This is a genomic window from Streptomyces sp. MAI_2237, from assembly GCF_054189285.1.
Genome location: NZ_JAJPGQ010000009.1, coordinates 411,510 through 432,356, shown reverse-complemented (window position 1 = coordinate 432,356; position 20,847 = coordinate 411,510). Strand labels below are relative to the sequence as shown.

The 20,847-nt window shown below is 70.9% G+C and carries 24 protein-coding genes; 8 read left to right on the top strand and 16 right to left on the bottom strand.

Features of this window, described 5'->3' with window-relative positions:
• The first annotated feature begins 135 nt into the window (after positions 1–135).
• On the top strand, positions 136–837 hold the full coding sequence (locus LN251_RS37340; RefSeq protein ID WP_458248588.1) for a FadR/GntR family transcriptional regulator: 702 nt from the start codon (positions 136–138) through the stop codon (positions 835–837).
• A gap of 1 nt (position 838) precedes the next feature.
• Here LN251_RS37340 and LN251_RS37335 read toward each other — a convergent pair whose 3' ends face one another.
• The 3 genes from LN251_RS37335 to LN251_RS37325 all read right to left on the bottom strand — a co-directional run bounded on the left by LN251_RS37335 (position 839) and on the right by LN251_RS37325 (position 3,537).
• A complete protein-coding gene (locus LN251_RS37335) occupies positions 839–1,150 on the bottom strand; it encodes a hypothetical protein (RefSeq protein ID WP_458248587.1) in 312 nt (103 codons plus the stop codon).
• Positions 1,147–1,332, bottom strand: coding sequence for a hypothetical protein (locus tag LN251_RS37330; RefSeq protein WP_125195937.1), 186 nt, complete (start codon positions 1,330–1,332; stop codon positions 1,147–1,149). Before LN251_RS37330 ends, LN251_RS37335 begins: the two co-directional genes overlap by 4 nt.
• Before the next feature lie 105 nt (positions 1,333–1,437).
• The gene (locus LN251_RS37325) at positions 1,438–3,537 is read right to left on the bottom strand and encodes a SpoIIE family protein phosphatase (RefSeq protein WP_458248586.1); all 2,100 of its coding nucleotides are present in this window, start codon (positions 3,535–3,537) and stop codon (positions 1,438–1,440) included.
• A 224-nt stretch (positions 3,538–3,761) separates the two neighbouring features.
• Between LN251_RS37325 and LN251_RS37320 the strand changes: the two genes are divergently transcribed.
• On the top strand, positions 3,762–4,058 hold the full coding sequence (locus LN251_RS37320) for a hypothetical protein (RefSeq protein WP_458248585.1): 297 nt from the start codon (positions 3,762–3,764) through the stop codon (positions 4,056–4,058).
• A 143-nt stretch (positions 4,059–4,201) separates the two neighbouring features.
• On the opposite strand, the gene LN251_RS37315 is transcribed toward LN251_RS37320, so the two are convergent.
• Entirely contained in the window at positions 4,202–4,669 is a 468-nt protein-coding gene (locus LN251_RS37315) for a hypothetical protein (protein ID WP_458248584.1), read from the bottom strand.
• Positions 4,670–4,747: 78 nt separating this feature from the next.
• Complete coding sequence (locus tag LN251_RS37310; protein ID WP_458249508.1) at positions 4,748–5,278, bottom strand: hypothetical protein; 531 nt, start codon at positions 5,276–5,278, stop codon at positions 4,748–4,750.
• Positions 5,279–5,775: 497 nt separating this feature from the next.
• Here LN251_RS37310 and LN251_RS37305 point away from each other — a divergent pair, with 497 nt between their 5' ends.
• Positions 5,776–5,976, top strand: a complete 201-nt coding sequence (locus tag LN251_RS37305) for a type II toxin-antitoxin system VapB family antitoxin (RefSeq protein ID WP_458248583.1) — start codon at positions 5,776–5,778, stop codon at positions 5,974–5,976.
• 141 nt (positions 5,977–6,117) lie between these two features.
• Here the strand turns inward: LN251_RS37305 and LN251_RS37300 are convergent, their stop codons facing one another.
• From LN251_RS37300 to LN251_RS37285, 4 genes are all read right to left on the bottom strand, one after another.
• On the bottom strand, positions 6,118–6,267 hold the full coding sequence (locus tag LN251_RS37300) for a hypothetical protein (RefSeq protein WP_458248582.1): 150 nt from the start codon (positions 6,265–6,267) through the stop codon (positions 6,118–6,120).
• Between the two features lie 68 nt (positions 6,268–6,335).
• The gene (locus LN251_RS37295; protein WP_458248581.1) at positions 6,336–7,181 is read right to left on the bottom strand and encodes a hypothetical protein; all 846 of its coding nucleotides are present in this window, start codon (positions 7,179–7,181) and stop codon (positions 6,336–6,338) included.
• Positions 7,178–7,366, bottom strand: coding sequence for a hypothetical protein (locus tag LN251_RS37290; RefSeq protein ID WP_458248580.1), 189 nt, complete (start codon positions 7,364–7,366; stop codon positions 7,178–7,180). The genes LN251_RS37295 and LN251_RS37290 overlap by 4 nt, the downstream gene beginning before the upstream one ends.
• Positions 7,367–7,490: 124 nt before the next feature.
• Positions 7,491–8,069: a TetR/AcrR family transcriptional regulator gene (locus LN251_RS37285; protein ID WP_458248579.1), complete on the bottom strand. Its 579-nt coding sequence runs from the start codon at positions 8,067–8,069 to the stop codon at positions 7,491–7,493.
• Between the two features lie 87 nt (positions 8,070–8,156).
• Between LN251_RS37285 and LN251_RS37280 the strand changes: the two genes are divergently transcribed.
• Positions 8,157–9,038, top strand: coding sequence for an SDR family oxidoreductase (locus LN251_RS37280; protein WP_458248578.1), 882 nt, complete (start codon positions 8,157–8,159; stop codon positions 9,036–9,038).
• Positions 9,039–9,188: 150 nt separating this feature from the next.
• A complete protein-coding gene (locus LN251_RS37275) occupies positions 9,189–10,172 on the top strand; it encodes a zinc-dependent alcohol dehydrogenase family protein (RefSeq protein ID WP_458248577.1) in 984 nt (327 codons plus the stop codon).
• Between the two features lie 44 nt (positions 10,173–10,216).
• Here the strand turns inward: LN251_RS37275 and LN251_RS37270 are convergent, their stop codons facing one another.
• Positions 10,217–13,027 (bottom strand): AAA family ATPase, encoded by a 2,811-nt coding sequence (locus LN251_RS37270; RefSeq protein WP_458248576.1) that lies wholly within the window; start codon positions 13,025–13,027, stop codon positions 10,217–10,219.
• 366 nt (positions 13,028–13,393) lie between these two features.
• Here LN251_RS37270 and LN251_RS37265 point away from each other — a divergent pair, with 366 nt between their 5' ends.
• Positions 13,394–14,083, top strand: a complete 690-nt coding sequence (locus LN251_RS37265) for an alpha/beta fold hydrolase (protein WP_458248575.1) — start codon at positions 13,394–13,396, stop codon at positions 14,081–14,083.
• Positions 14,084–14,269: 186 nt separating this feature from the next.
• Here the strand turns inward: LN251_RS37265 and LN251_RS37260 are convergent, their stop codons facing one another.
• The gene (locus tag LN251_RS37260; protein WP_458248574.1) at positions 14,270–15,007 is read right to left on the bottom strand and encodes an SDR family oxidoreductase; all 738 of its coding nucleotides are present in this window, start codon (positions 15,005–15,007) and stop codon (positions 14,270–14,272) included.
• A gap of 259 nt (positions 15,008–15,266) precedes the next feature.
• Between LN251_RS37260 and LN251_RS37255 the strand changes: the two genes are divergently transcribed.
• Positions 15,267–16,106, top strand: a complete 840-nt coding sequence (locus tag LN251_RS37255) for a helix-turn-helix transcriptional regulator (protein WP_458248573.1) — start codon at positions 15,267–15,269, stop codon at positions 16,104–16,106.
• Between the two features lie 70 nt (positions 16,107–16,176).
• Positions 16,177–17,280, top strand: a complete 1,104-nt coding sequence (locus LN251_RS37250) for a DNA alkylation repair protein (RefSeq protein WP_458248572.1) — start codon at positions 16,177–16,179, stop codon at positions 17,278–17,280.
• A 126-nt stretch (positions 17,281–17,406) separates the two neighbouring features.
• Here the strand turns inward: LN251_RS37250 and LN251_RS37245 are convergent, their stop codons facing one another.
• The 5 genes from LN251_RS37245 to LN251_RS37225 are packed head-to-tail and all read right to left on the bottom strand — an operon-like array spanning position 17,407 to position 20,807.
• The gene (locus tag LN251_RS37245; protein ID WP_458248571.1) at positions 17,407–18,270 is read right to left on the bottom strand and encodes an iron-containing alcohol dehydrogenase family protein; all 864 of its coding nucleotides are present in this window, start codon (positions 18,268–18,270) and stop codon (positions 17,407–17,409) included.
• A complete protein-coding gene (locus LN251_RS37240) occupies positions 18,206–18,907 on the bottom strand; it encodes an alpha/beta fold hydrolase (protein WP_458248570.1) in 702 nt (233 codons plus the stop codon). Before LN251_RS37240 ends, LN251_RS37245 begins: the two co-directional genes overlap by 65 nt.
• A 27-nt stretch (positions 18,908–18,934) precedes the next feature.
• Positions 18,935–19,345: a nuclear transport factor 2 family protein gene (locus LN251_RS37235; RefSeq protein WP_458248569.1), complete on the bottom strand. Its 411-nt coding sequence runs from the start codon at positions 19,343–19,345 to the stop codon at positions 18,935–18,937.
• Between the two features lie 2 nt (positions 19,346–19,347).
• Positions 19,348–20,160, bottom strand: a complete 813-nt coding sequence (locus LN251_RS37230) for an MBL fold metallo-hydrolase (RefSeq protein WP_458248568.1) — start codon at positions 20,158–20,160, stop codon at positions 19,348–19,350.
• A 35-nt stretch (positions 20,161–20,195) separates the two neighbouring features.
• On the bottom strand, positions 20,196–20,807 hold the full coding sequence (locus LN251_RS37225; RefSeq protein WP_458248567.1) for a DsbA family protein: 612 nt from the start codon (positions 20,805–20,807) through the stop codon (positions 20,196–20,198).
• Positions 20,808–20,847 lie beyond the last annotated feature (40 nt).

Below are 20,847 nucleotides of genomic sequence, written 5' to 3'. Positions count from 1 at the left end.
CTCTCGCGTCGTCCGCTTGTGCGATGGGGTGATGTCGGGTGAGGCCCCGCAGGCCGTACCCTGGGGCACAATCATTAAATGATTCGATGAATGGCGTCCAGGGGGTGAGCGCAGATCGTGGTGCACTTCCGGACCATGCACCAGCGCGTGGTCGACGAGATCGGGCGGCGCATCGTGGGCGGCGCGTGGGAGCCGGGGGATCCCCTGCCGGTCGAGGACGTGCTGGCGGCGGAGATCGGCGTCAGCCGCGGAGCGCTGCGCGAAGCGGTCAAAGCGCTGGTGTCCAAGGGGATGCTGCACGTACGACCGCGCACCGGCACGCGCGTGCTGCCCGCGGAGCACTGGAACCACCTGGACCGTGACGTGCTGCGCTGGAAACAGGCGGGTGATGCCACGGCTCTGCTGCGCGACACAGGTGAACTGCGCCGGATCGTCGAGCCCGAGGCCGCCAGACTCGCCGCCCACCGAGCCGGCCCCGACGACGTACGCGCCCTGTACGACGCCCTGGCCGCCATGGAGGCCGCGGCGGCGGAACCCGGACGCGGCGGCTACGTCGAGGCCGACATCGCCTTCCACCGGGCGCTGCTCGACGCCAGCGGCAACCGTCTCCTCGGCTCACTGGGCCGCGCCGTCGACATCGCGCTGGAACACAGCTTCCTCGTCAGCACCCAGACCCCCGGCGCCGCGGCAGCGTCTCTGCCCGGTCACCGCGCCGTCGTGGAAGCCGTCGAGGCCCGCGATGCCGCGGCCGCGGCATCGGCGGTGCTCGCGATCATCGAGGCGGCCGAAGAAGAGATTGCCCAGTCACCCGCACTGCCTACCAGCGATGACGTGTGACCTACAGGTCGAGGACCGCGCGGATCGCGTTGTCGACGAGTTCCTGCTGTTCGGGACCGATGTTTCCGTGCAGCGTGCCGGTTTCGAAGCGGATGGCGGAGAGCTGAAGGAGGTTCACGGCGACGAGGGAGGCATCGACCGGGGTGGTCAGATGAACGCTCATCGCCGTGTCGGGATGCTGCGCGGGGGCGTGCAGGACCAGGACGACGACGGCGTGGTAGGCCTCGGCGAGCCCGTCGAGGCTGACGACGAGGACAGTGCGGGTGCCCTTGCCGGTGTCGACGTCCCACACGTCGCCCTTGCGGACGGTCACAGGGCGTCGCCCTCGCCGGCGAGGTCGAGGGGTGCGATCGAGGCGAGCTTGCGGGCCGCGTCGAGCGTCATCTGCCGACGTACGGCACGCACGATGTAGTCGTTCAGCGAGGGGGCGTCGGCGGCTGCGTCGCGCAGCGGCTTGTCCATGGCGTCCGGAATCCTAAGGGTGATGGCGGTCATGACACCAAATCTAGTGTCATGACCGCTATCACGGAAGACGCGGTGACGACCCGGCGGGGTGCCGAGTGTTCTGCGGGAGCCGCCCCGCGCACGGGGACCGCAGCCCTACTGCGGATCCCCCGAACGGTTTCCAGGCTCGGACCCGGTGAGGTGGGCGAGCAGGAGCGCGGAGTCGTCATGGGGCCGCAGCGGCGTGAGGCAGGCGGTGGCGACCTTGTGGAGGGCGGGAGCGGCGGCGTCGGATGCCGTGGCGGCCAGCATGTGGCGCAGCCGCTCACGGGCGTGCTCGGGGTCGGTGTCGGGAGTGTCGGTGAATCCGTCGGTGTACAGCAGGAGCTTGCTGCCCGTCGGGAGGACGAGGCTGGTCGTGGGGTAGGAGGTGCCGCTGAAGACGCCGAGAGGCAGCCCGGTCGAGACGTGGGGCGCGGGGGCGTCGTCAGGGGTGTGGACGAGGGGGCCCGGGTGGGCTGCGCTGGCGCAGTCGAGACGGCCGGTCTCCGGGTCGAGAGCGATGAAACAGCAGGTCGCCAGCAGCGCGTGTTCGGGGTCGGCGTCGTTTTCCGCCGTGAGCATGTTGTTGGTGTGGGCCAGTACGGTGGCGGGGTCGGGGGTGAGGGCGGCGTAGGCGCGCAGGGTGGTGCGCAGCCGGCCCATGAGAGCGGCGGCTTCGGTGTGATGGCCTTCGACGTCGCCGATGGTCAGCGCGATGCGTCCGTCGGGCAGGGGGAAGGCGTCGTACCAGTCGCCGCCGGCGTGTGCTTTGGGTGCGGCGGGCTGGTACGAGGCGGTCAATCGCAGGCCGGAGCGCTGGGGCAGGTGGGCGGGCAGCAGGCTGCGCTGGAGGTGGACCGCGCGCTCGTGTTCGGCGTCGTAGGTGCGGCAGCGCTCCAGTGCCCGACCGAGCAGGGCCGCGCCGGCGATGAGCAGCGGCTGGTCGGAGGGCTGGAAGGCGTGCGTGCGGTTGAAGGAGAACATGCAGACCGCGGGGGTGGTGGGATCGGCCAGCGGAAGGGGGACGGCCGCCCAGGCGTGCCGTTGGAGCCGGGGCAGGGTGGCGGCGTAGTGCGGGTAGGCGGACACCAGGTCGCGGTGGGAGGGGGTGAAGACGGCCTGCTGGTTGCGCAGGGCGTCGGTGAGCGGTGTGCGAGCGGACAGCGGGAGTCCGTCCAGGGCGGCGCGGTGTTCGCGGTCGTAGCCGGCCGTCGTCACGACGCGGGTACGGCCGCCGTGGGCCTCGACGATGACGAGGGCGTCGGCACCGAAGACGGCGAGAGCCTCGCAGGCCGCGGCCGCCAGCTCATCGGTTCCGCTCGCGCTGGCGGCGCTGGCCGCGAGGGAGATCATGCGGTCGGCGCGTCGCAGCTGCTCCCGCAGAAGGGCTTCGCGCTCGCCTATCTGCTGCGCCTCGGTGGTGACGTCGGTGACCTCGCCCGCGATGTCCAGGACCGCACCGTTCACGGTCCGGCTGCTGGTGCAGTGCGCCCGCAGGTGGCGGATACCGCCGCCGTCGGAGGTGATCCGGTAGGAAACCTCGAAGGTGCCGGGCCGTGCACGCAGCTCGCCCAGGATCTCCTCGATCCGCGGCAGGTCGTGCGGGGGGATGCGGCACAGGATGTCGGCGAGCGGGTAGCGCCCGGGACGGGGCAGAGCGTGCTGACGGGCGAAGATCTCGTCGCATTCCACCTGCTCGTCGGCCAGGTCGAGACGGAAAACGCCGGCCGACCGCTGCCTCAGGCGCGGGGCGGGTTCCACCGTGCGGCCGGTTCGCTCCACAGTGGGCAGATAGCGGTCCAGCAGGCTCACGGCCTCGCGCAGGAAGTCCTGCTCCACCGGGCGGAACGCGGTGGCGCCGGGACGCAGCGCCACGGCGACGCCCTGTCGCTTGGCCAGCGGCAGCACCATCCAGGCCGCGGTCCCGACCTTCGCCGGCAACGGGTAGGGCCCTGTCGTGCCGCAGCCCGCCCGCTCCTGTCCGAGGGCCGCTTCGCTCACGGGCCAGGCGTCCCCCGTGGACAGGGGCCGCAGCGGCGGCTGCCAGCGCCGGCCCAGACCGGCCATCCCGCAGGGAAACAGGTGGGCGCCGTCCGCCTGGAACAGCATCACGGCCCAGCCGACGAGCCCCATCCAGGAGGACGCCCGCACCAGCGCCTCGGCCATACCCAACAGGTCGGCCGCCATCGCCAGGGATTGCTCCAGCGGTCCCAAGCCGGGCGGCGCCTGCCCCGCTCCCTCTGCATCCGCCGCATCGACCACAGTCACCCTCACTCGCCCTCACGCTAAGCCATATAACGACCATATATCCGAATTTTCACCCGACAGGGTCAAAGTGGAAAGTTGACCATTGAATGAACAGTGGGAGGCGTCGTCACGGACGCCCGGCGGTCGTTCGTGAGAGGGGCTTTGTCAGTGGTCGCTGCGAAACTTCACGCATGAACGGAGACGAGCAGCTGCTGCGCGGCCGGGTCTACGGCCATGACCATGACGATCCCGACCCGGGGCCGCGCCCGCGGCAGGCCTACGCCCTGCTCATAGGCGGGCCGCTGGACGGGCTGCTCCTCGACATCACGGGCTGGAAGCCGGAGGAGATCGAGAACGGCGCCGCCCTGCCCACCGAGCTGGGGCGGTTCCCGGGAGGACGTGCGCTCTATGACCCGCGCCCGGGGGAGCCACGTATATCGGGGCCAGGCGTGAGCTGCCGCTTCTATCACTCCGGCGACGCGCCCTGACCGCTGGCCGCGGGCCACGACCCCGTCCTGAGCGGGCAACCAGCCGGCCGGGCCGGCGACAGTCCCGCCATGGGTGACCCGGTGCTGATTCGGCGCGCACTGAAGCCGGCCAGGATCTTCCTCGGGTCACCTGGCCGCGCTCGTCACCTCGCCGGCCAGAACTGCACCAGATAGTGCTCGATGCCCTCCGGCACCCCCTGCTGGGCCAACCCCCGCACTTCGGCACGACCCTCGCAGTACACGCGTACCCGCCAACTGCCGCCGGTATCCGACAGCTTGAGGCAGGTGTCCATCGGCCCACCCGTGACGCCCCACACCGCGAGCTCGCCGGAGGGGCTGTGGATCCGGGCCTCGCCCCGCTCCTCCCATTCCCCGAGGTCATCCGCGGCCGCAGGCTCACCGTCCCAGACCTCAGCGGACAACGTGGCCGTGTGCGTGTGGCCGGCACTCTCGACGTCGAGCCGTCCCTCGCGCGCGGCCAGGAACGCACTGCCGGCCTCCCGGCCCTCCGGGTATTCGATCGGTACCTGGTTGTCGTCGACGTCCTGCAGGGCGAAGCCGTAGAAGTCGATCTCCACGTCCAGCTCCTGCTGCCGGATCAACTCAGCCATGGCTGCTGCTCCCCGAGGTGTCATTGGTGCGGTGCTTCGCGGCGTTCCCAGGACGGTGTTCAACCACCTTGCCTCCTCCTACAGTTGGTCCCCTCTGCCGGCCGGTTTCGGAGGGTGCGTCCCCCCACCGTCCTTGATGTCCTGCTCGCAGGTTCGCCGGTCATAGGACTGGTCATTGGGGATCAACAGCACTTCGGCAACCTGCTCAGGGTGCTGGACGGCAAGCCAGTCATCACCCGTGAGGGAACCGTCCGGCTCGGGCCACGCCCCGGACGAAGAGACCGTCTGACACCCCAACGCCACGCGCTCGCTGTCGACCGCACAGGCATCCACCGCGGGGCCGGATGCCGGGTCGGCACCGTCGAAACGGTAGTGGAAGTGGACCTTGTCACCCTCGGAGGGCACTTGCGGATGCCGCTCGAGGCGCCAGCCGACGACCTCGGCAGTGACGCCAAGGCGTCGCCCGGATGTGTCTTCGACCTGCACGTTGACACCTGCCTTGCCGCGTTCGGCAGTCGTGTCGGTGCAGCCCCAGTGGGAAGAGCAGCCGGACAGGGCGAGTATCACCACTGCCGGGGGAGCACCGAGGAGTACCCGTGCGCGGAACACTGACATGACCTCCAGGTCGGGGTGGCGGAGCGCTGTATTGCGCGGCCTGGTAGCCGCGGGTGATGGCGGAAGCACCTGGACGGTGGAACCGCAGCACGCGTCTCCGGACGTCAGTCCCATGCGTTGAAGAGCACTCCGCCCGATGTGCTGATGCCGTAGGAGCTGTGACGTCGATGACCGTCGCGGTGTGGAACGTACGAGGATAGGTGTGTTCCTCTATCTCGCCCACACGGCCTCTGGCCGCCCGGGCGGCTGCACAAAGCGCCGCATGAAACCTGCGCTGGTCGGTTTCCGGCAGCGGCGGCCCTTCCTTCGGATGGAAGAAGCCCGTGGCGCCTCGCGGCAGCGTGAACGCTACGTTCTTGTCTGAGGCCATGTGGCTCATTCTGCCGGGGAGCAAGGCCAACTGATGCGCGGGTTGCGGGAGGACCGGCGCTTGTCCCATGCCAGGCTGTCGTGAGCGGCTAGAGTGCGGCTGCGAGGTGAGGGGGAGCACGGTGGCCAAGGTCAACATCAGTCTCGACGCCGAACTCGTCGTGGAAGTCATGGTGCTGGCGGGGATCGGTTCGCCGCAGGACGCGGTCGAGGCGATCGTCCGGGACTACGTCGCCCGTGGCCACCGCACCGAGGCACGCACCGAGTTCAAGGAGCACAGCCGGCGCGAACTCGACGTCAGACCGCAGGATCCGCAGGGCTGACATCCCTGCGGGGCGGCGTTGCATGCCCTGATGCCGGCGAGCCGGCAGCGTGCGCCGAAGCCTGTCGACGTCTGCGGGGTGTTCGTCGCGCCGAGGCGGCCCGGCCGGGTGGGGGAGAGGTCCCCTGGGGCACCGGTGACCTCAACCGATGTGCAGCCATCCCGTTCGAGGAGCTGTGCGACTGGCCGGCAGGACCAGCAGGGCACTGCCGTGGAACCACGCCGCCGCCAGCAACAGCGGCCCTGCGGCGACGAGTTGGCGGTGCACGCTGTAGACGGCTCTCAACCCCATACGGGCAGCGTACGTAGAGGGAGTTGCCGCCTGTCGGGGTTCCCGTCGCTCGGGCATCCCAGGAGCAGTCAGGGCCGTTCGAAGAGTTGGAGGAAGCCGCCGACAGAGAAACAGCACGCGCCGGTGAGCGTGGTCCAGTTGGCGATGTCGGCGTTGATCTGGCTGCCGGTGGCGGGGCGGGTGTAGGCGGCGAGTGCCGAGATCATGAAGAGGACCGAGCCGAGCTGGTTCACGGCGACGATCCACCAGCCGAGGCTCCGGCGGTGCAGGCAGGGCCATGCGCGGTGGCAGATCTCCACGGAGGCGAGGTGGCCGGAAAGCAGGAACAACACACAGCCGACCACATCCGGGGTCCAGATGAGCCGGTTGATCTGCTGGACGCTCAGCCCTTTCAGGAAGGAGTCGAACAGGTTCACGGCGAACACCAGCGTGCCGGCGAAGAGCATGAGTGTGCTCAGCCAGTCCACCCGCGTCGGCTCGTAGCTCCACCAGCGCCAGGAGCGGGTGATCAGGCGGCCTTCTCCGCCGGGTTCGTGGCGGGGGGCGTTGACGACCTGGAGCAGGGAGACGTAGCCGCCGGTGTTGAAGAACAGTCCGCCGGCGAAGTAGATCGAGGCGCAGGTGGTGGCATCGCCGGCGCCTAGCTGGGCGACACCGGCACCGGCCGCGAAGAGTGCGCCGCCGATGACGAAGGCGATCGCGGCGATGGCGTTGAGCCTGCGGAGGCGGCCGAGGGTGAGGTCGTCGACTCTGACGTCCTGGCCGGCCGGTGCGCCGGACGGGCGGAAGGCGATGACTCCTCGGCGCCGGGCGGGTCGCGACTCCCAGACGGCCGTGCCGCCGCCGGGCGGCCGCCAGGTGAGGCGCGTGGTGAACGGTCCCGCGCCCTCGGCGCGCTGCTCGGCGGACGTCATGCGGCCGAGACGGCGGCGACGGTGAGGGGCGCGATGGTGACGGGCGTGGTGCCGACGACGGCGTAGATGCTCTGGGCAGACATGCGCCGACTCTGCCAGAGCAAACCGCACATAGCGTCCATTTCGCCGGCCTTGGCGAACGCGTCTACGGTGAAGCGCCCGCCGCTGCCGACCTGCACCCGCAAGCCGCTGAACGCGAACCCGGACAGCCGAGCCGGCCGAGCCGCTCCGCGGCCGAGGCTGCATGGGATCGACCCATCCCGAGCGGGCGACGGAGCGATCGACTCGGAGGAGAGGTCAGGTGGCCGGTCAGCCCAGCGAGGCGCTCGCTGTGCGCAGTTCGTCCAGGGCCGCCAGGGTGTATTCGGCGAGTTCGTCCTTGCCGTCACGCTCGCTCTCGGACCATTGGGCGTATCCCCGTTTGAAGGCGAGGACGCCCAGTTCGCCCGCCAGGGCCGCGGTCGGATCGGGGACGCCGCGGGCGACCAGGGCGTTCGTCATCGCGGCCGCGAGGCTGACGCTCTTGAGGGCGTCACGCTCCTGCAGTTCGGCACTGGCGGCGACGGCCGCCTTCAGGCGAGGGGCGAGCTCGCGGCTCATGGGGCCCATCGCGCTCGACGCGCGCTCCAGACCGTCGGCGACCGCCTCCAGCGGGCTGGCCTCAGCGGGCGCTTCGGCGATCCCCTCGGCCAGCAGTCGGCTCAGCGTCTCCTGCCCGGCCACCAGCAGCTCCCGCTTGTCCGGGAAGTGCCGGAAGAAGGTGCTCTTGGTGACTCCTGCGCGCTCGGCGATCTGCGCGACCGTCGTGGCGTCGTACCCCTGCTCGGTGAACAGGTCGACGGCAACCACGACCAGGCGTTCGCGCGCACCCGGTTCCCATCTGGCCATGGTCGCCATCCTATGTGATGGGACTCTTGTCCCGTCACTGCGGTAGAGTGATGGGACAAGAGTCCCATCACTCTCGAGGAGTTTTCCATGCGCGTTTTCGTCACCGGCGGCACCGGCCTGATCGGGTCCGCTGTCGTCGCCGAACTGCTCGGCAACGGCCACACCGTCCTCGCCCTCGCCCGCTCCGACGCATCCGCGCAGGCCATGGAGGCGGCCGGCGCCCAATCGCTGCGAGGAGCCCTCGCCGACCTGGACACCCTGCGCGCCGGCGCCGCCCAGTCCGACGGGGTGATCCACCTCGCGTTCGACCACGACTTCAGCAGCCCCGATACCGTCGCGCAGTCGGTGGCGGAGGAGGGTGCCGCCCTCGCAGCCCTCGGCGAGGAGCTCGTCGGCAGCGACCGCCCCCTCGTCACGGTCTCGGGTACGCCCGCCGTACCCGGCCGCGCCTCCACCGAGGCCGACCCGCTGATGACCGAGGGGCCGGTCGGCGGTCGCGGTCGTACGGTCACGTCCATCCTGGGCCTGGCCTCGCGCGGCGTCCGCAGCACCGCCGTCCGCCTGCCGCGCACGGTGCACAACCAGGGCTCCGGCGGATTCGCCGGGTTCTTGACCGACATCGCCCGCCGGACCGGAGTGTCCGGTTATCCGGGTGACGGCGTACAGCGCTGGCCGGCCGTGCACGCGCTCGACGCGGCCGTCCTCTTCCGGCTCGCCCTGGAAAAGGCGGAAGCGGGTACCGCCTGGCACGCCGTGGCCGACGAGGGCGACCAGGTGCGTGACATCGCCACGGTCATCGGCCGACGGCTGGGCGTACCGGTCGAGTCGGTGTCCGCGGAGACCTACGGTCCCCTCGGCCCGATCTTCGCCGGCGACCAGCCCTCGTCCAGTGCGTACACCCGGCAGGCGCTCGGTTGGGAGCCCAAGCACCCCAGCCTTCTGGAGGACCTGGAGAACATCCAGCCCTGAATGGCAACCACTGGCAACCGGGGAGGTCCTGATGACCTGAGAGTCATCTGACTGATGTAACCGTGGCGAGCCACGGCGCAGACTGGGGTTACTGGCCGGCCCCTTCCCTCCTTCCGACAAGATCCGACAAGACAGGAATGAGACGCAGTCATGCGCGCAGTGGTTCTCCGAGAGTTCGACACCCCGCTGGTCCTCGGCGAGATCGAGAAGGGCAGCGCGGGCCCGGGCCAGGTGCTGGTCAAGGTCGAAGCCAGCGGCGTCAATCCGTTGGACACCAAGATCCGGGCGGGGAAAGCCGCCCACGCCCGGCGCACGCTGCCGGCCGTCCTGGGCCTGGACCTGGCCGGCGTGGTCGAGGAGGTCGGCCCGGGTGTCGAGGATTTCGCACCCGGCGACGAGGTGTTCGGCATGACCGGTGGCGTGGGTGATGTGCAGGGTTCGCTCGCCGAGTACGCGGCCGTCGATGCCCGTCTGCTCGCGCGCAAACCGGCCGCCCTCACCATGCGCGAGGCCGCGGCTCTGCCCCTGGTCGTCATCACGGCCTGGGAAGGTCTCGTCGACCGGGCGCAGGTCCACGCGGGGCAGAAGGTCCTCATCCACGGCGGAGCGGGCGGGATCGGCCACGTGGCCGTGCAGATCGCCCGTGCCCGCGGCGCGGAAGTCTTCGCCACCGCGTCGCCCTCGCGCATGGCAGTCGTCGAGCGGCTGGGGGCCACCCCGATCGACTACACCACCAGCACGGTGGAGGAGTACGTCGCCAAGCACACCGGCGGCGAGGGCTTCGACGTCGTCTTCGACACGGTCGGCGGTCGCGTGCTCGACGACTCCTTCGCGGCTGTACGCACCTACACGGGGCATGTCGTGAGCGCGCTGGGCTGGGGAACGCACAGCATCGCGCCCCTGTCCTTCCGCGGAGCGACGTACTCCGGTGTCTTCACCCTGCTGCCTTTGCTGACCGGTCGCGGGCGGGAGCACCACGGAGAGATCATGCGCGAGGCGGCCGCCCTCGCCGACGCGGGGGCGCTCAAGCCGCTGCTCGATCCCAGGCGCTTCACCCTCGCCGACGTGGCCGCCGCCCATGCGGCCGTGGAGAGCGGCTCCGCCCAGGGCAAGATCGTGATCGACGTCGACTGACGTCCGCCCAACACCAACCGCAGAGGTCGGGCTCCGGTCCGCGGCTAGGGACCGCTCTCCTCGGCGCCCAGATCGGTGAGCGCGTCGCGCAGTGCCGCGCGCGAGCTGATGCCGAGCTTCGGGAAGACGCGGTACAGATGCGCGCCGACGGTTCGCGGCGAGAGCCGCAACTGCTCGCCGATCTGCCGGTTGGTCAGGCCGGTGGCCGCCAGTTCGGCGATCTGCCGTTCCTGTGGTGTGAGCAGGGCCGCAGGACCGGCTGAGCGCCGGCTTCTGCCGGTGGCGCGCAACGCGGCCTCGGCCCGGTCGGCCCATGGCGTGGCGCCGAGGCTGGTGAACAGCTTTTCGGCGCGTTCCAGATGAGGCCGGGCGGCCCGCATCGCGCGGTCCCTGCGCAGCCGCTCACCGTAGGCCAGTTCGAGGCGGGCCAGCGGAAACGGCCATCGCAGCGAATCCGGATGCGCGACCAGCGGATCGAAGAGGTCGGGGTAGACGTCGTCGTCCGCCACCAGGGCGGCGGCAGCGGCGCACAGAAAACGCAGCCGTGGCGAGATGCGGGCCAGGTCCGCCTCGGACGCGGCCCGCACGTGGGCGCGTGCCTCGTCCACATGCCCGCTGCCCACGGCCGCCTCGACGGCGTCCATGATCGTCCACACCGAGACCTGCTCGTGCGACGGGAAGGTGCCCAGCGGGCAGATCGATGTGTAGTGCTCGTACGCGTCCTGGTAGCGCGCTTGGGAGAGCGCCGCCAGGCCCTCGATGTTGGCTGTGAAGGTCCGCACGGCCAGGGCGTTGCGCGGGATCGCCCACTGGTGCATCCGTGCGCGGGCACGAGCGATGTGGTCGAGGTCCGCCCGTGCGGCGGCGAGCAGCATCTGGGGGTTCTGCGCTCCCCACAGCAGCAGGTCGTAGCCGTTCTCCCGGCACAGCGCGATGCCCTCGTCGGCGAGGGCGGCCGCATCCTGCCAGCGGCCTTCGTGGAAGGCGCCCGCAGCCAGCATGATCACGGCTTGGACGGCGAGCGCGACGGCACCTCCGGCCCGGCCCTCGGCAGCCGTGCGCTCCAGCGCGGTGCGGGGGACCCGGTCGACGTAATGTCCCGCGAGGGCGACCATCACGACACGGATCGGATTGGTCTCGCCGTCCAGGTCCGCGAGCAGGGTGTCCAATTCCCGCACGTGCTCCGGCGTGGAGCGCGCGGGGTCGGCGAACGTCGTCGCCGCGAGCCGGAACGGCGCCGTGAGCAGGGGAGCCAGCCGGGTGACGGCGTCGTCGAACGGCTTCCACAGCTCCCGCCGCCCGCCGAAGGCGCAGATCATCATCAGCGTGCCGAGTGCCTCCTCCAGGGCTTCGGCGCTCTGCGGATCGGGATCGACATGGGTGACGGCCCCGACGAGCAGCTGGTGAGCGGTGTCGATGTCGCCCTCGCTGTTGAGCAGGTGCGCCGCGGCGGCGGTGGACGCCCTCAGGGTGTTGGTCACCGCCGGGTCCGCCTCCCGGGCCCGTTCGAGGAGGGCGCGGGCGCCGTCGAGTGTGCCGGCGATGTTGGCCCCGATGTACGCGGCCCGGACGAGCCGGCGGGCCCGCTCGCCCGGGTCGACGCTCATGTCGGCGGCGCGCAGCAGCAGGGACACGGCCTGCACGGTGTCGCCGCGTTCGAGTGTGGTGAGCGCGACTTCGACGAGCCGAGCGGCGATGGAATCGTCCGGCCCCAGGGCCGACTCGGCGAGGTGGAGGGTCCGGACGTCCGGGTCCGCCGCCAGCTGCGCGAGCCGGTGGTGGGCGGCCCGGCGCTCGGGCGCGGTGGCCAGGTCCACGACCGCGGAGCGGATGAGCGGGTGAGCGAAGCGGAGCCGGTCGGCCCGCCGGTCCACGAAGACCAGGGCGCTCGCCTCGGCCGGAGCGAGGTCGCTCGCCTCGGCCGGAGCGAGGTCGCTCGCAGAGCCGGCGACGACCTTCCTCAGCGGCGTACTGTCCTCGCTGCCCAGCGCGGCGAGAAGCAGCAGCCGGCGGGTCGGCTCCGGCAGGTGGGACACCCGGCTCTCGAACAGCCACCTCAGCCGTGCGCTCAGCGGCAGGGTAGGAGGGAGGAAATCGGCTCCGGTCTCCTGCGCCGCGGTCAGAGCCCGGGGCAGCTCGATGAGGGCCAGGGGATTGCCGTCCGCCTCCGCGAGGATGCGGTGGCGGACGGACGCGTGCAGATTCGGATGGTGCCGGCGAAGCAGGCTCTGGGCGGCGTCGTCCTCCAGCGGGGTCAGGGCCAGTTCCGGCACCGACTGGCGATCGAAGAAGCTTTCCTGCCCGGTGCGCTGCGACAGCAGCAGGCCGACCCGGAGCCCGCCGAGGCGACGGGCGACCAGACTGAGGATCACGACGCTCGCGCGGTCGACCCACTGCAGGTCGTCGACCACCAGCACCAGCGGCGTCGTCGAAGCGAGGTGCCCCAGCCAGGCGAGCAGCGCACTGGTCAGCACCAGGCGGCCGGGAGGATCCCCCCGTTCGAAACCGAGCGCGGTCGCCAGCGCGGCGCGGTGCACCTCGGGCAGTTCCCGCAGACTGTCCGCGGCGGGCAGCAGGAGCTGGTGCAGACCGGCGAAGCTCAGCTCTGTCTCGTACTCGGAACCGGAGGCGTGGAGCACGCGGGCGCCCAGGGCAGCACCCTGCCGCACGGCCGCTTTGAGCAGTTCCGTCTTCCCGATGCCCGGCCGGCCGGTGACCAGCTGCGCGCCGCCGTCCCGGACAGCGGTCCGCAGGAACGAGGCGAGGGCCGCCGACTCGCGTTCCCGCCCTACGACGGTGAGCGGCCCTACGACAGTGCGCCGTCCTGCGTCGTAGCCGGTTTCCTGTGCAGCCACGACGCTCCTTCCGCGCGGTCCGAGCACCGTCCCGGTGCGCGGTCCGAACATGCGGGTCGAGAGGACGGAAACCTCTCACCGCTGTCAGCGTATCGGAACGCCTGGCAGCGCCTCCCACGCCGTTCGATCTTGCACAAGCCATGGGTCTCTTGTCCGCGGGACCGGGAGACCAACAGGTGGTTCACGAAGCGGTCATTCGACTGATGTTGTGCCGTGCCGGCCCGGCGACGCTGGTTCCGCACGACAAGACAGCTCCCGCCGGGCCCGGTGGGACACCTCGCACGGCGACCGCCTGCCGGCGGCCCGGCCTCACCATCCCTGCGCGTCAGGGCAGCCCCCACCGTCTTCGCAAACGAAAGAGTCAATGTGATCGACAGTGACATTCCCTCCCCGACCATGCTCCTGGTCCACGGCGCCTGGCACGGCTCCTGGTGCTGGGACAAGCCGAGGGAGGCGCTCGGTGCCGCCGGCTGGTCGACACGAACCGTCGACCTGCCGAGCGCCGGGCGTGACTGCGGCGTGCACGAAGACGCCCAGGCCGTACTCGAAGAGCTCGGCCGCATCGACGGGCCCGTCGTCATCGTCGCGCATTCCTACGGCGGCATCCCGGTCACCCAGGCCGCCGCCCAGGCCGCCGACGTGGTGCGGATCATCTACCTGGCGGCCTACCAGCTCGACGCCGACGAGAGTCTGCTCGGCTTCCACGGTGCGCCGCTTCCGGAGGAGCCTCACGGCCTGCAACCGGTACCGGACGATTCCCTGGCGATGTTCTACGGCGACCTGCCCGATGCCGAAGCCCAGGAGGCGGTGCGGCGGCTCGTTCCGCAGAGCACACGGTCCTTCGGTGAGCCGCTGACGCAGGCGGCCTGGCACACCGTCCCGTCGACGTACATCGTCTGCGAGCACGATCAGGCCCTGCCGCCGCACGACCAGGAGGCGCTGGCGATTCGCTCGGGCGAGGTGCACCGGCTGGCGAGCGGCCACTCCCCGTTCCTTTCCATGCCCGATGAACTGGCCGCCGTCCTCGCGAAGATCGCCCGCGGACCGGCCGTTTGACCCACGACCGCGGTCAGCCCGGCCACCGCTCTCCACGGCGGCGGCAGGGCATCGGCTGCGGTCGTCGCCCTGGCCCGCCGACCACCGGACTCCACCGCCGCCGCACTCGACCGTCCGGTGCCGCATCGACCGGCTCCGCGAGCGGCCGGGTCCAGGAGCGGCCGGGTCCTCACCCGGTGGCCGGGGTCAACCCTGCGCGGTGGGCCGCACGACCAGCTCGTTCACGTCCACGTTCGCCGGCTGGTCTATGGCGAAGGCGATGGCATCGGCGATGGCCGAAGCCGGGATCGCCAACTGCTCGGCCGCCGCCCGTGCGGCGGCCCGGGCTTCCGCCGAGCCGCCGCGGTCGGTCAGCTCACTCCGTGTGAACCCGGGGCTGACGACCGTGACACGGACATCGCGGCTCTCCTGCCGCAGCCCTTCGGACAGAGCCGCCACGGCGAACTTGGTGGCGCTGTAGACGGCGGCGGTCGGGTCCACCCGGTGCCCGGACACCGAGGACACGTTGACGATGTGACCGCCGCCCTGCCGCCGCATCCGCGGCAGCACCGCGGCAATGCCGAAGAGGACGCCGCGCAGATTGACGTCGATCATCTGCTCCCACTCGGCGATCCGCAGATCGGCGATCGGCGACAGCGGCATCACTCCCGCGTTGTTCACCAGCACGTCGATACGGCCGAACTCCTCGATGCCGGCGGCGGCGAACGCCTGCACCGAGTCGAGGCTGGTCACGTCCAGCTCGCGGTGGGCGACGGACGCCCCGCCGTGGCGCAGTTCCTCGGCGAGTGCGGCCAGGCGCTCGGTTCGGCGGGCGCCGAGGAGCACACGGTGGCCGAGTGCGGCCAGTCCGCGGGCGGTGGCCTCGCCGATGCCGCTGCTGGCGCCGGTGATGAGGACGGTCTTCGTTTCTGCTGACGTAGTCATGTGTGCCCCTGTCGGCTGTACTGGCGGCGTCCGCCGCTTCCACCACCGATTCGACGGCCCGGCGGCGGAAGCGGGAAGGCAGTATGAGCCTGGGTGTGGGGCACCTAGGTTGCGGCACCGTTCCCCGATGGTGTGGGCCGGTACATGCTGGGACGCCGTTCACGACAGGAAGAAAGTCATCGACCCGGACAGGAAGGCCTTGATGATCAGGCGTTTGACCGTGCCGAATCACCCCGTCACGAGGCCAGTGAGCCCGGCTGTGGCTGATGCCGTCGCGGCACACGACAACGAACTCGGCGCGTTCCTCCGCGCCGGCCGCGCACGCGTGGAGCCGGCCGACGCGGGGCTCGCACGCGGGCTTTCGAAGCGGCGCGTCCGTGGCCTTCGACGCGAAGAGGTCGCCGTGCTCGCTGGGGTGAGCGCCGACTACTACGCCCGCCTCGAGCAGGGGCGCGAGCGCAATCCCTCCGCGCAGGTGATCGGGGCCATCGGGCACGCGCTTCGTCTCGCCCCCGATGCGCGGGAACACCTGTACCGGCTGGCGGGACTGAACCCCCGGCTCGGCCCGGACAGCGCGAGGGACCTCGTACACCCCTCACTTCTGAACCTGCTGGAGGCTTTTCCTCAGGCGGCGGCCTACGTACTCGGCCCGGCCTTCGACGTTCTCGCGACCAACTCCGTCGCCGACGCACTGCTGTCGCCGTTCGGGAACGAGCGGAACATGCCCCGCATCCTGTTCACCCACCCCCGGGCGAAGACGGTGTTCACGGAGTGGGAGTCGCTGCGGCGCAGTACCGTCCACGCCCTGCGGCTGAACGCGGGGCGGTTCCCGAACGACGCGGCCATCACCCGTACAGTCTCCGAACTCAGCGGTGTCTCGGAGGAGTTCCGCACTCTGTGGGCCGACCAGAATGTCGGAAGCCTCACGCGGGCCTTCAAGGTGTTCGAGCACCCCGACGTGGGGCGCGTCGAACTGACCTACCAGACCTTCGACGTGACCGATGCTCCCGGACAACTGCTGCTCGTCGGCAGCCCCGAGCCCGGGAGCCGCAGCGAAGAAGCCCTCACCTACCTCGCCTCCACGGCCCATCCGGCCTGATGACCGGCAGTTCACCAGGGTGCTCCAGCACGTCGAGTGACGCGCCGACGACCACGAGGAAGAGACCACCATGCCCTTCGCCGACGAACTGATCAACAACCGCACCGCGCAGTCCCTGATCCTGGCCGTCCGCACCGTACTGCCCAGTGCGGAACTCACCTCGCTGCACGCTGCCGAGCAGCAACTGGCCCCCCTCGCGCTGCGCCAGAGGGCCGACCTGCTCAGAGACGCCCTGCTCGCGGACGTACCCGGTGACTACGCCGAACTGGCGCGTGTCGTGCGCGCCGCCAAGGACGGCGCGCCGGTGTTCGCCGGATGGCTCATCTGGCCGGTCACGAGTGCCGTGGCCACGAAGGCCGTCGCGGAGGACACCGCCGATGCCTTCGACGATGCCATGGCTCTCCTGGCCGAGCTCACCGGGCGGCTGACGTCCGAGTTCGCCATCCGGGTCCTGCTGCGCCATGACGTGGACCGGGGCCTTGGGATCGTCGCCGGGTGGACGCTGTCGCCCGACGCCGACGTGCGCCGCCTCGCCTCGGAGGGCACTCGGCCCTACCTTCCCTGGTCGACACGGGTGCCGGAACTCATCGCTCGTCCCGGCGTCACCGTGCCCGTCCTCGACGCCCTCTACGGTGACGAGAGCGAGTACGTCCGGCGTTCCGTCGCCAACCACCTCAACGACCTCAGCCGTGACCACGCCGACCTTGTCGTGGCGACCGCGCGACGCTGGTCGGACGCCCCGGCCCCGACGACCGGAGCACTCGTGCGTCACGGCCTGCGGACGCTGGTCAAACGTGGTCATCCCGGCGCCCTCGAACTGCTGGGCTTCGCCCCGGCGACGGTCGAGGTGGACGGACCGGTGCTCGACCGCGTCCGGGTGGCGTTCGGCGGGAGCATCCGGTTCACCGCGGTCATCCGCAACGCCAGTGCGGAGGAGGCCCGGCTGGCGATCGACTACGTGGTCCACCACAACAAGGCCAACGGCTCGCAGAGCGCCAAGACGTTCAAGCTCACCACCCGTACCCTCGGCCCGGGCGAGGCGATGGAGGTGACCCGCGAACACTCCTTCCGGCCGATCACCACCCGCCGCTACCACCCCGGAGCACATGCCATCGCGCTGCAGATCAACGGTGTGGCGTCGGCCCGTGCGGAGTTCGAACTCCAAGCCCCTTGAGAGGGCGCCGCATTCCGTCCCCATGCCGTGCAGTGCGGGGTCGGTCCGGCGCGGCGGCGGGTGGTGCAGGCGCCGTCACCGGCTCATCAGGCCTGGCCAGCAGCGGCGATGTGCTGAGCCGCAGGGCTAATACGTCAGCCTGAGCAGTTCCAGGACGTCGCTCTCGCTCGGCAGGCGCGGGGCGTTCTTCGTCACCGCGTCCGCGACCGCGCCGGCCGCGATGGAGGCCGGCATCGCCCGGTCGACTCCCAGATCACGCAGCGGCCGCCTGACCTCCAGGGCGCCGGAGATCTCCCGCACCCCCTCCACCGCGGCCCGTGCCCAGTCTCCGTCGGCCGGCGGGGCGAGGCGCATGGCGCGTGCCGCCTGCTCGTAGGCCGACTGTGCCGCGGGGGCGCTGAACTCCATCACCTCCTCCAGCACGGCGGCGAGCGCCACACCGTGCGGGGTGCCGGTGTGCGCGGTCAGCGCGTGGCCGATTCCGTGCACCAGGCCGAGCCCGGAGAGGGTGAGTGCCTGGCCGGCGAGATGGGCGCCCATCATCAGTGCGGCACGGGCGTCGAGGTCCGAACCGTCGCGGTACGCCGTGGGCAGTGCGGCGCTCACCATCGTCACGGCCTGCGTGGCGTAGGCGACGGAGACCGGGTTGGCGCCGCGTGAGGCGAGCGACTCGATGCCGTGCACGAGGGCGTCGATGCCGGTGGTCGCGGTGGCGGGGGCGGGCAGGCCAAGCGTCAGTTCCGGGTCCAGCAAAGCGATCCGGGGCTTGACCGAGGGATGCCCGTTGTAGACCTTGCGGCAGGCGGCGGTGTCCTCGATGACGCCGAAGCCGTTGGTCTCGGCGCCCGTGCCGGAGGTGATCGGGACGGCCATCAGGGGCAGTCCGTCGGATGCCTCCCACCGAGCTGACGCAACGGCATTGCGCTCAGGGCCTGTTGGACGAGGCCCGCGCGACGGCCTTGGCGAGAACGTCGGCCACCTCGTCGGCATGGGACAGGTGCGGGGAGTGCCCGGAGGGAACACGAACACTGTGTGCGGCACGCGCGGCCCACTGTTCCTGTACCGCGGGCGGCAGTGCCGGATCCTCGGTGGCCACGACGTACGTCAGGGGAACGTCGGCGGGCGCGGCGCCCAGCTTCTCGGTGAAGGCGCGCATGCCCTGCCAGTTGAGGCGTGCGACGGCCTCGGCGGCCAGGGCCGCGTCGACACCGCTGAAGATGGACTCCTCGGCGTCTCCCGCCTTGACGGCCAGGCCGTCGGGCGAGTGGTTCCAGGTGGGCGGGAAGTCGCCGCCCATCCACTCCATCATCGAGGTGCCCGCTTCCAGGGCGAAGGCGGCCATGTGGACGAGCTCCGCGACCTGGCCCGATTCGGCGGCAGCCCAGGTCGCCGGCACTCCGCCGTAGGAGTGCGCGGCGAGCACCACAGGTCCGTCGACGGCCGCGACAGCGGCGCGCACCACCTCGACGTCCTCGGTCAGCCCCTGGGTGGCCGCGCTGTCGGGGCTGCTGCTGGGCAGTTGGACGGCTTGGGAGGCGATGCCGCGGGCTCTGAGCCTCTCACGCAGGGGTTCGAAGATCCACGGGGTGTGCATCGCTCCGTGCACGAGAACGACAGTGGGGTTCATCTGAGCTGTCCTCAAGTAGCGGGAGGGTCAGTTGTTCATGGCGTCGCGGATGAGTGCGGTGTCGGCGAATTGTTCGAAGCGGACGATGAGTCCGCCTCGTACGACGAAGTGGTGGGCGACGCGGGCGTCGATGGGTTTGTTGGTGGTCTTGTGGGTGGCGGTGTAGCGGGCGAGGACGACGACGTTCTCGCCGTGGACGATGTAGGTGTCGTCGTGGGCGGTCCAGTCGTCCCAGTCCTGGCCGAGTTGTTCCATGACGTTTGCGGTGACGGCGTCGGGGGTGCGGTAGGTGCCGGCGAGGGGGAAGCCGGCCATCTCCGTCCATTCCACGTCGGGGGCGAGGGTGGCGCGCAGGGCGTCCAGGTCGCCGGCGGCCGAGGCCAGGTATTGGCGGCGGACGACGTCGGCGGGCGCGGTGGAGGTGGCGAACTCGTTCATGGTCAGCCCCACTTCATCTCGCCCTTGGCGACCTTGGCGCCGATCTGGGCGGCGATCAGCATGCCGTTGTCGGGGAAGCGCTTGATCAGGGCGTCGTTCAGCGTGGCGCCGTCGGGGGCCTTGGCGAGCTCTTCTTCGAAGGCGGTCAGGTAGTCGCGGGTGGCGGTGATGGCGGAGGCGTCGGCGGCGGTGCCGGGCAGGCGGTGGCCGGGGACGACCAGGTGCGGGTTGAGTGCGGTCATCTCGTCGAGGAGGTCGATCCAGGCGGCGCGGTCGCCGGGGGTGGGGGTGTCGGCGACCCAGACGTGCTCCTGCTGGAAGAGCAGGACACCGCCGAGCAGGGCGCGGTGTTCGGCCTGCCAGAGGTAGTGGCGGTCGGGCAGGCCGGCCGGGCCGCCCTTGAGCTGGAAGGTGTGGCCTTCCAGGGTGAGGTCGCCGGTCAGCGGCTCCAGGTCGACCAGGCGGGTGGGCAGGTTCGGGCCAAGGGCCTGCCAGGCCTTGAGCTTGCCTTCGTAGGAGTGCTTGATGTGCTCGATGACGAGGGGGGTGGCGAGGAACCTCGCGTCGGGGAAGGCGTCGGCGATGACCTCGGCGCCGAAGTAGAAGTCGGGGTCGCCGTGGGAGACGAAGACGGTGGTCAGTGTCTTGCCGGAGTCGAGGATCTCGGCGGCCAGGCGGTGGCCGTCGGCGCGGGTGAAGGCCGCGTCCACCAGCAGGGCCTCACGCTCGCCGGTGACGAGAGTGGCCGTCTTGTTCCTGGACCCGGCCGGGAAGTCGAGATCGCAGACCTTGAAGGAGAGAGTGCTGCTGCTCATGGTTGGTGCTCCTTGCGGGGACGGGGATTGCACGGTCAGGAGAGGGCGGCGAGTCGCCGGTCGACTTCGTCGGCGGTGGCGTGGCCGCGGGCCAGGACGGCCACGCGGCCACCGTCGACGGCGAGCAGGGTGGGGAAGCCGGTGACGCCCAGCTCGGCGCAGCGGCGGAAGTCGTCCGCCGCCGCGTCGTACGCCTCGGGGGACTCGAAGGCGGAAACGACAGCGTCGGCGTCAAGGACCGCCTCTTCGGCGATCTTCCGGTATGTGGCGGACTCGGACAGGCTGAGGCCGTCGACGTAGAAGGCCCGCTGGAGGGCGCCGGCCAGCTCGGCCGCCCGGTCGGGGGCCACCCGGCGCAGGGCGACGACGCCGCGCGCGGCGGCCTCGGAGTCCATCACGAACGAGCCGTCGGCGATCAGTCGGTCGTATCCCTCGCCGAATTCGGCGCCGGTGAGCTCGGCGATCTGGGCGTTGGCTCCCTGGACGTAGCCGAACTCGCGGATCGGGACCCGGCGCGAGCCGGTGAACAAGCCGCCGGAGATGACTTCCACCGGTATGTCCGGGTGGCGGGAGACGGCCTTGCGCAGGGTGGGGGAGAACCCGTGCGACCAGCCGCAGTAGGCGTCGAAGGCGTAGACGAGCTGCATCGAGAACCTCGGCATCGGGTGGGGCACTCGCCTGGTGCGA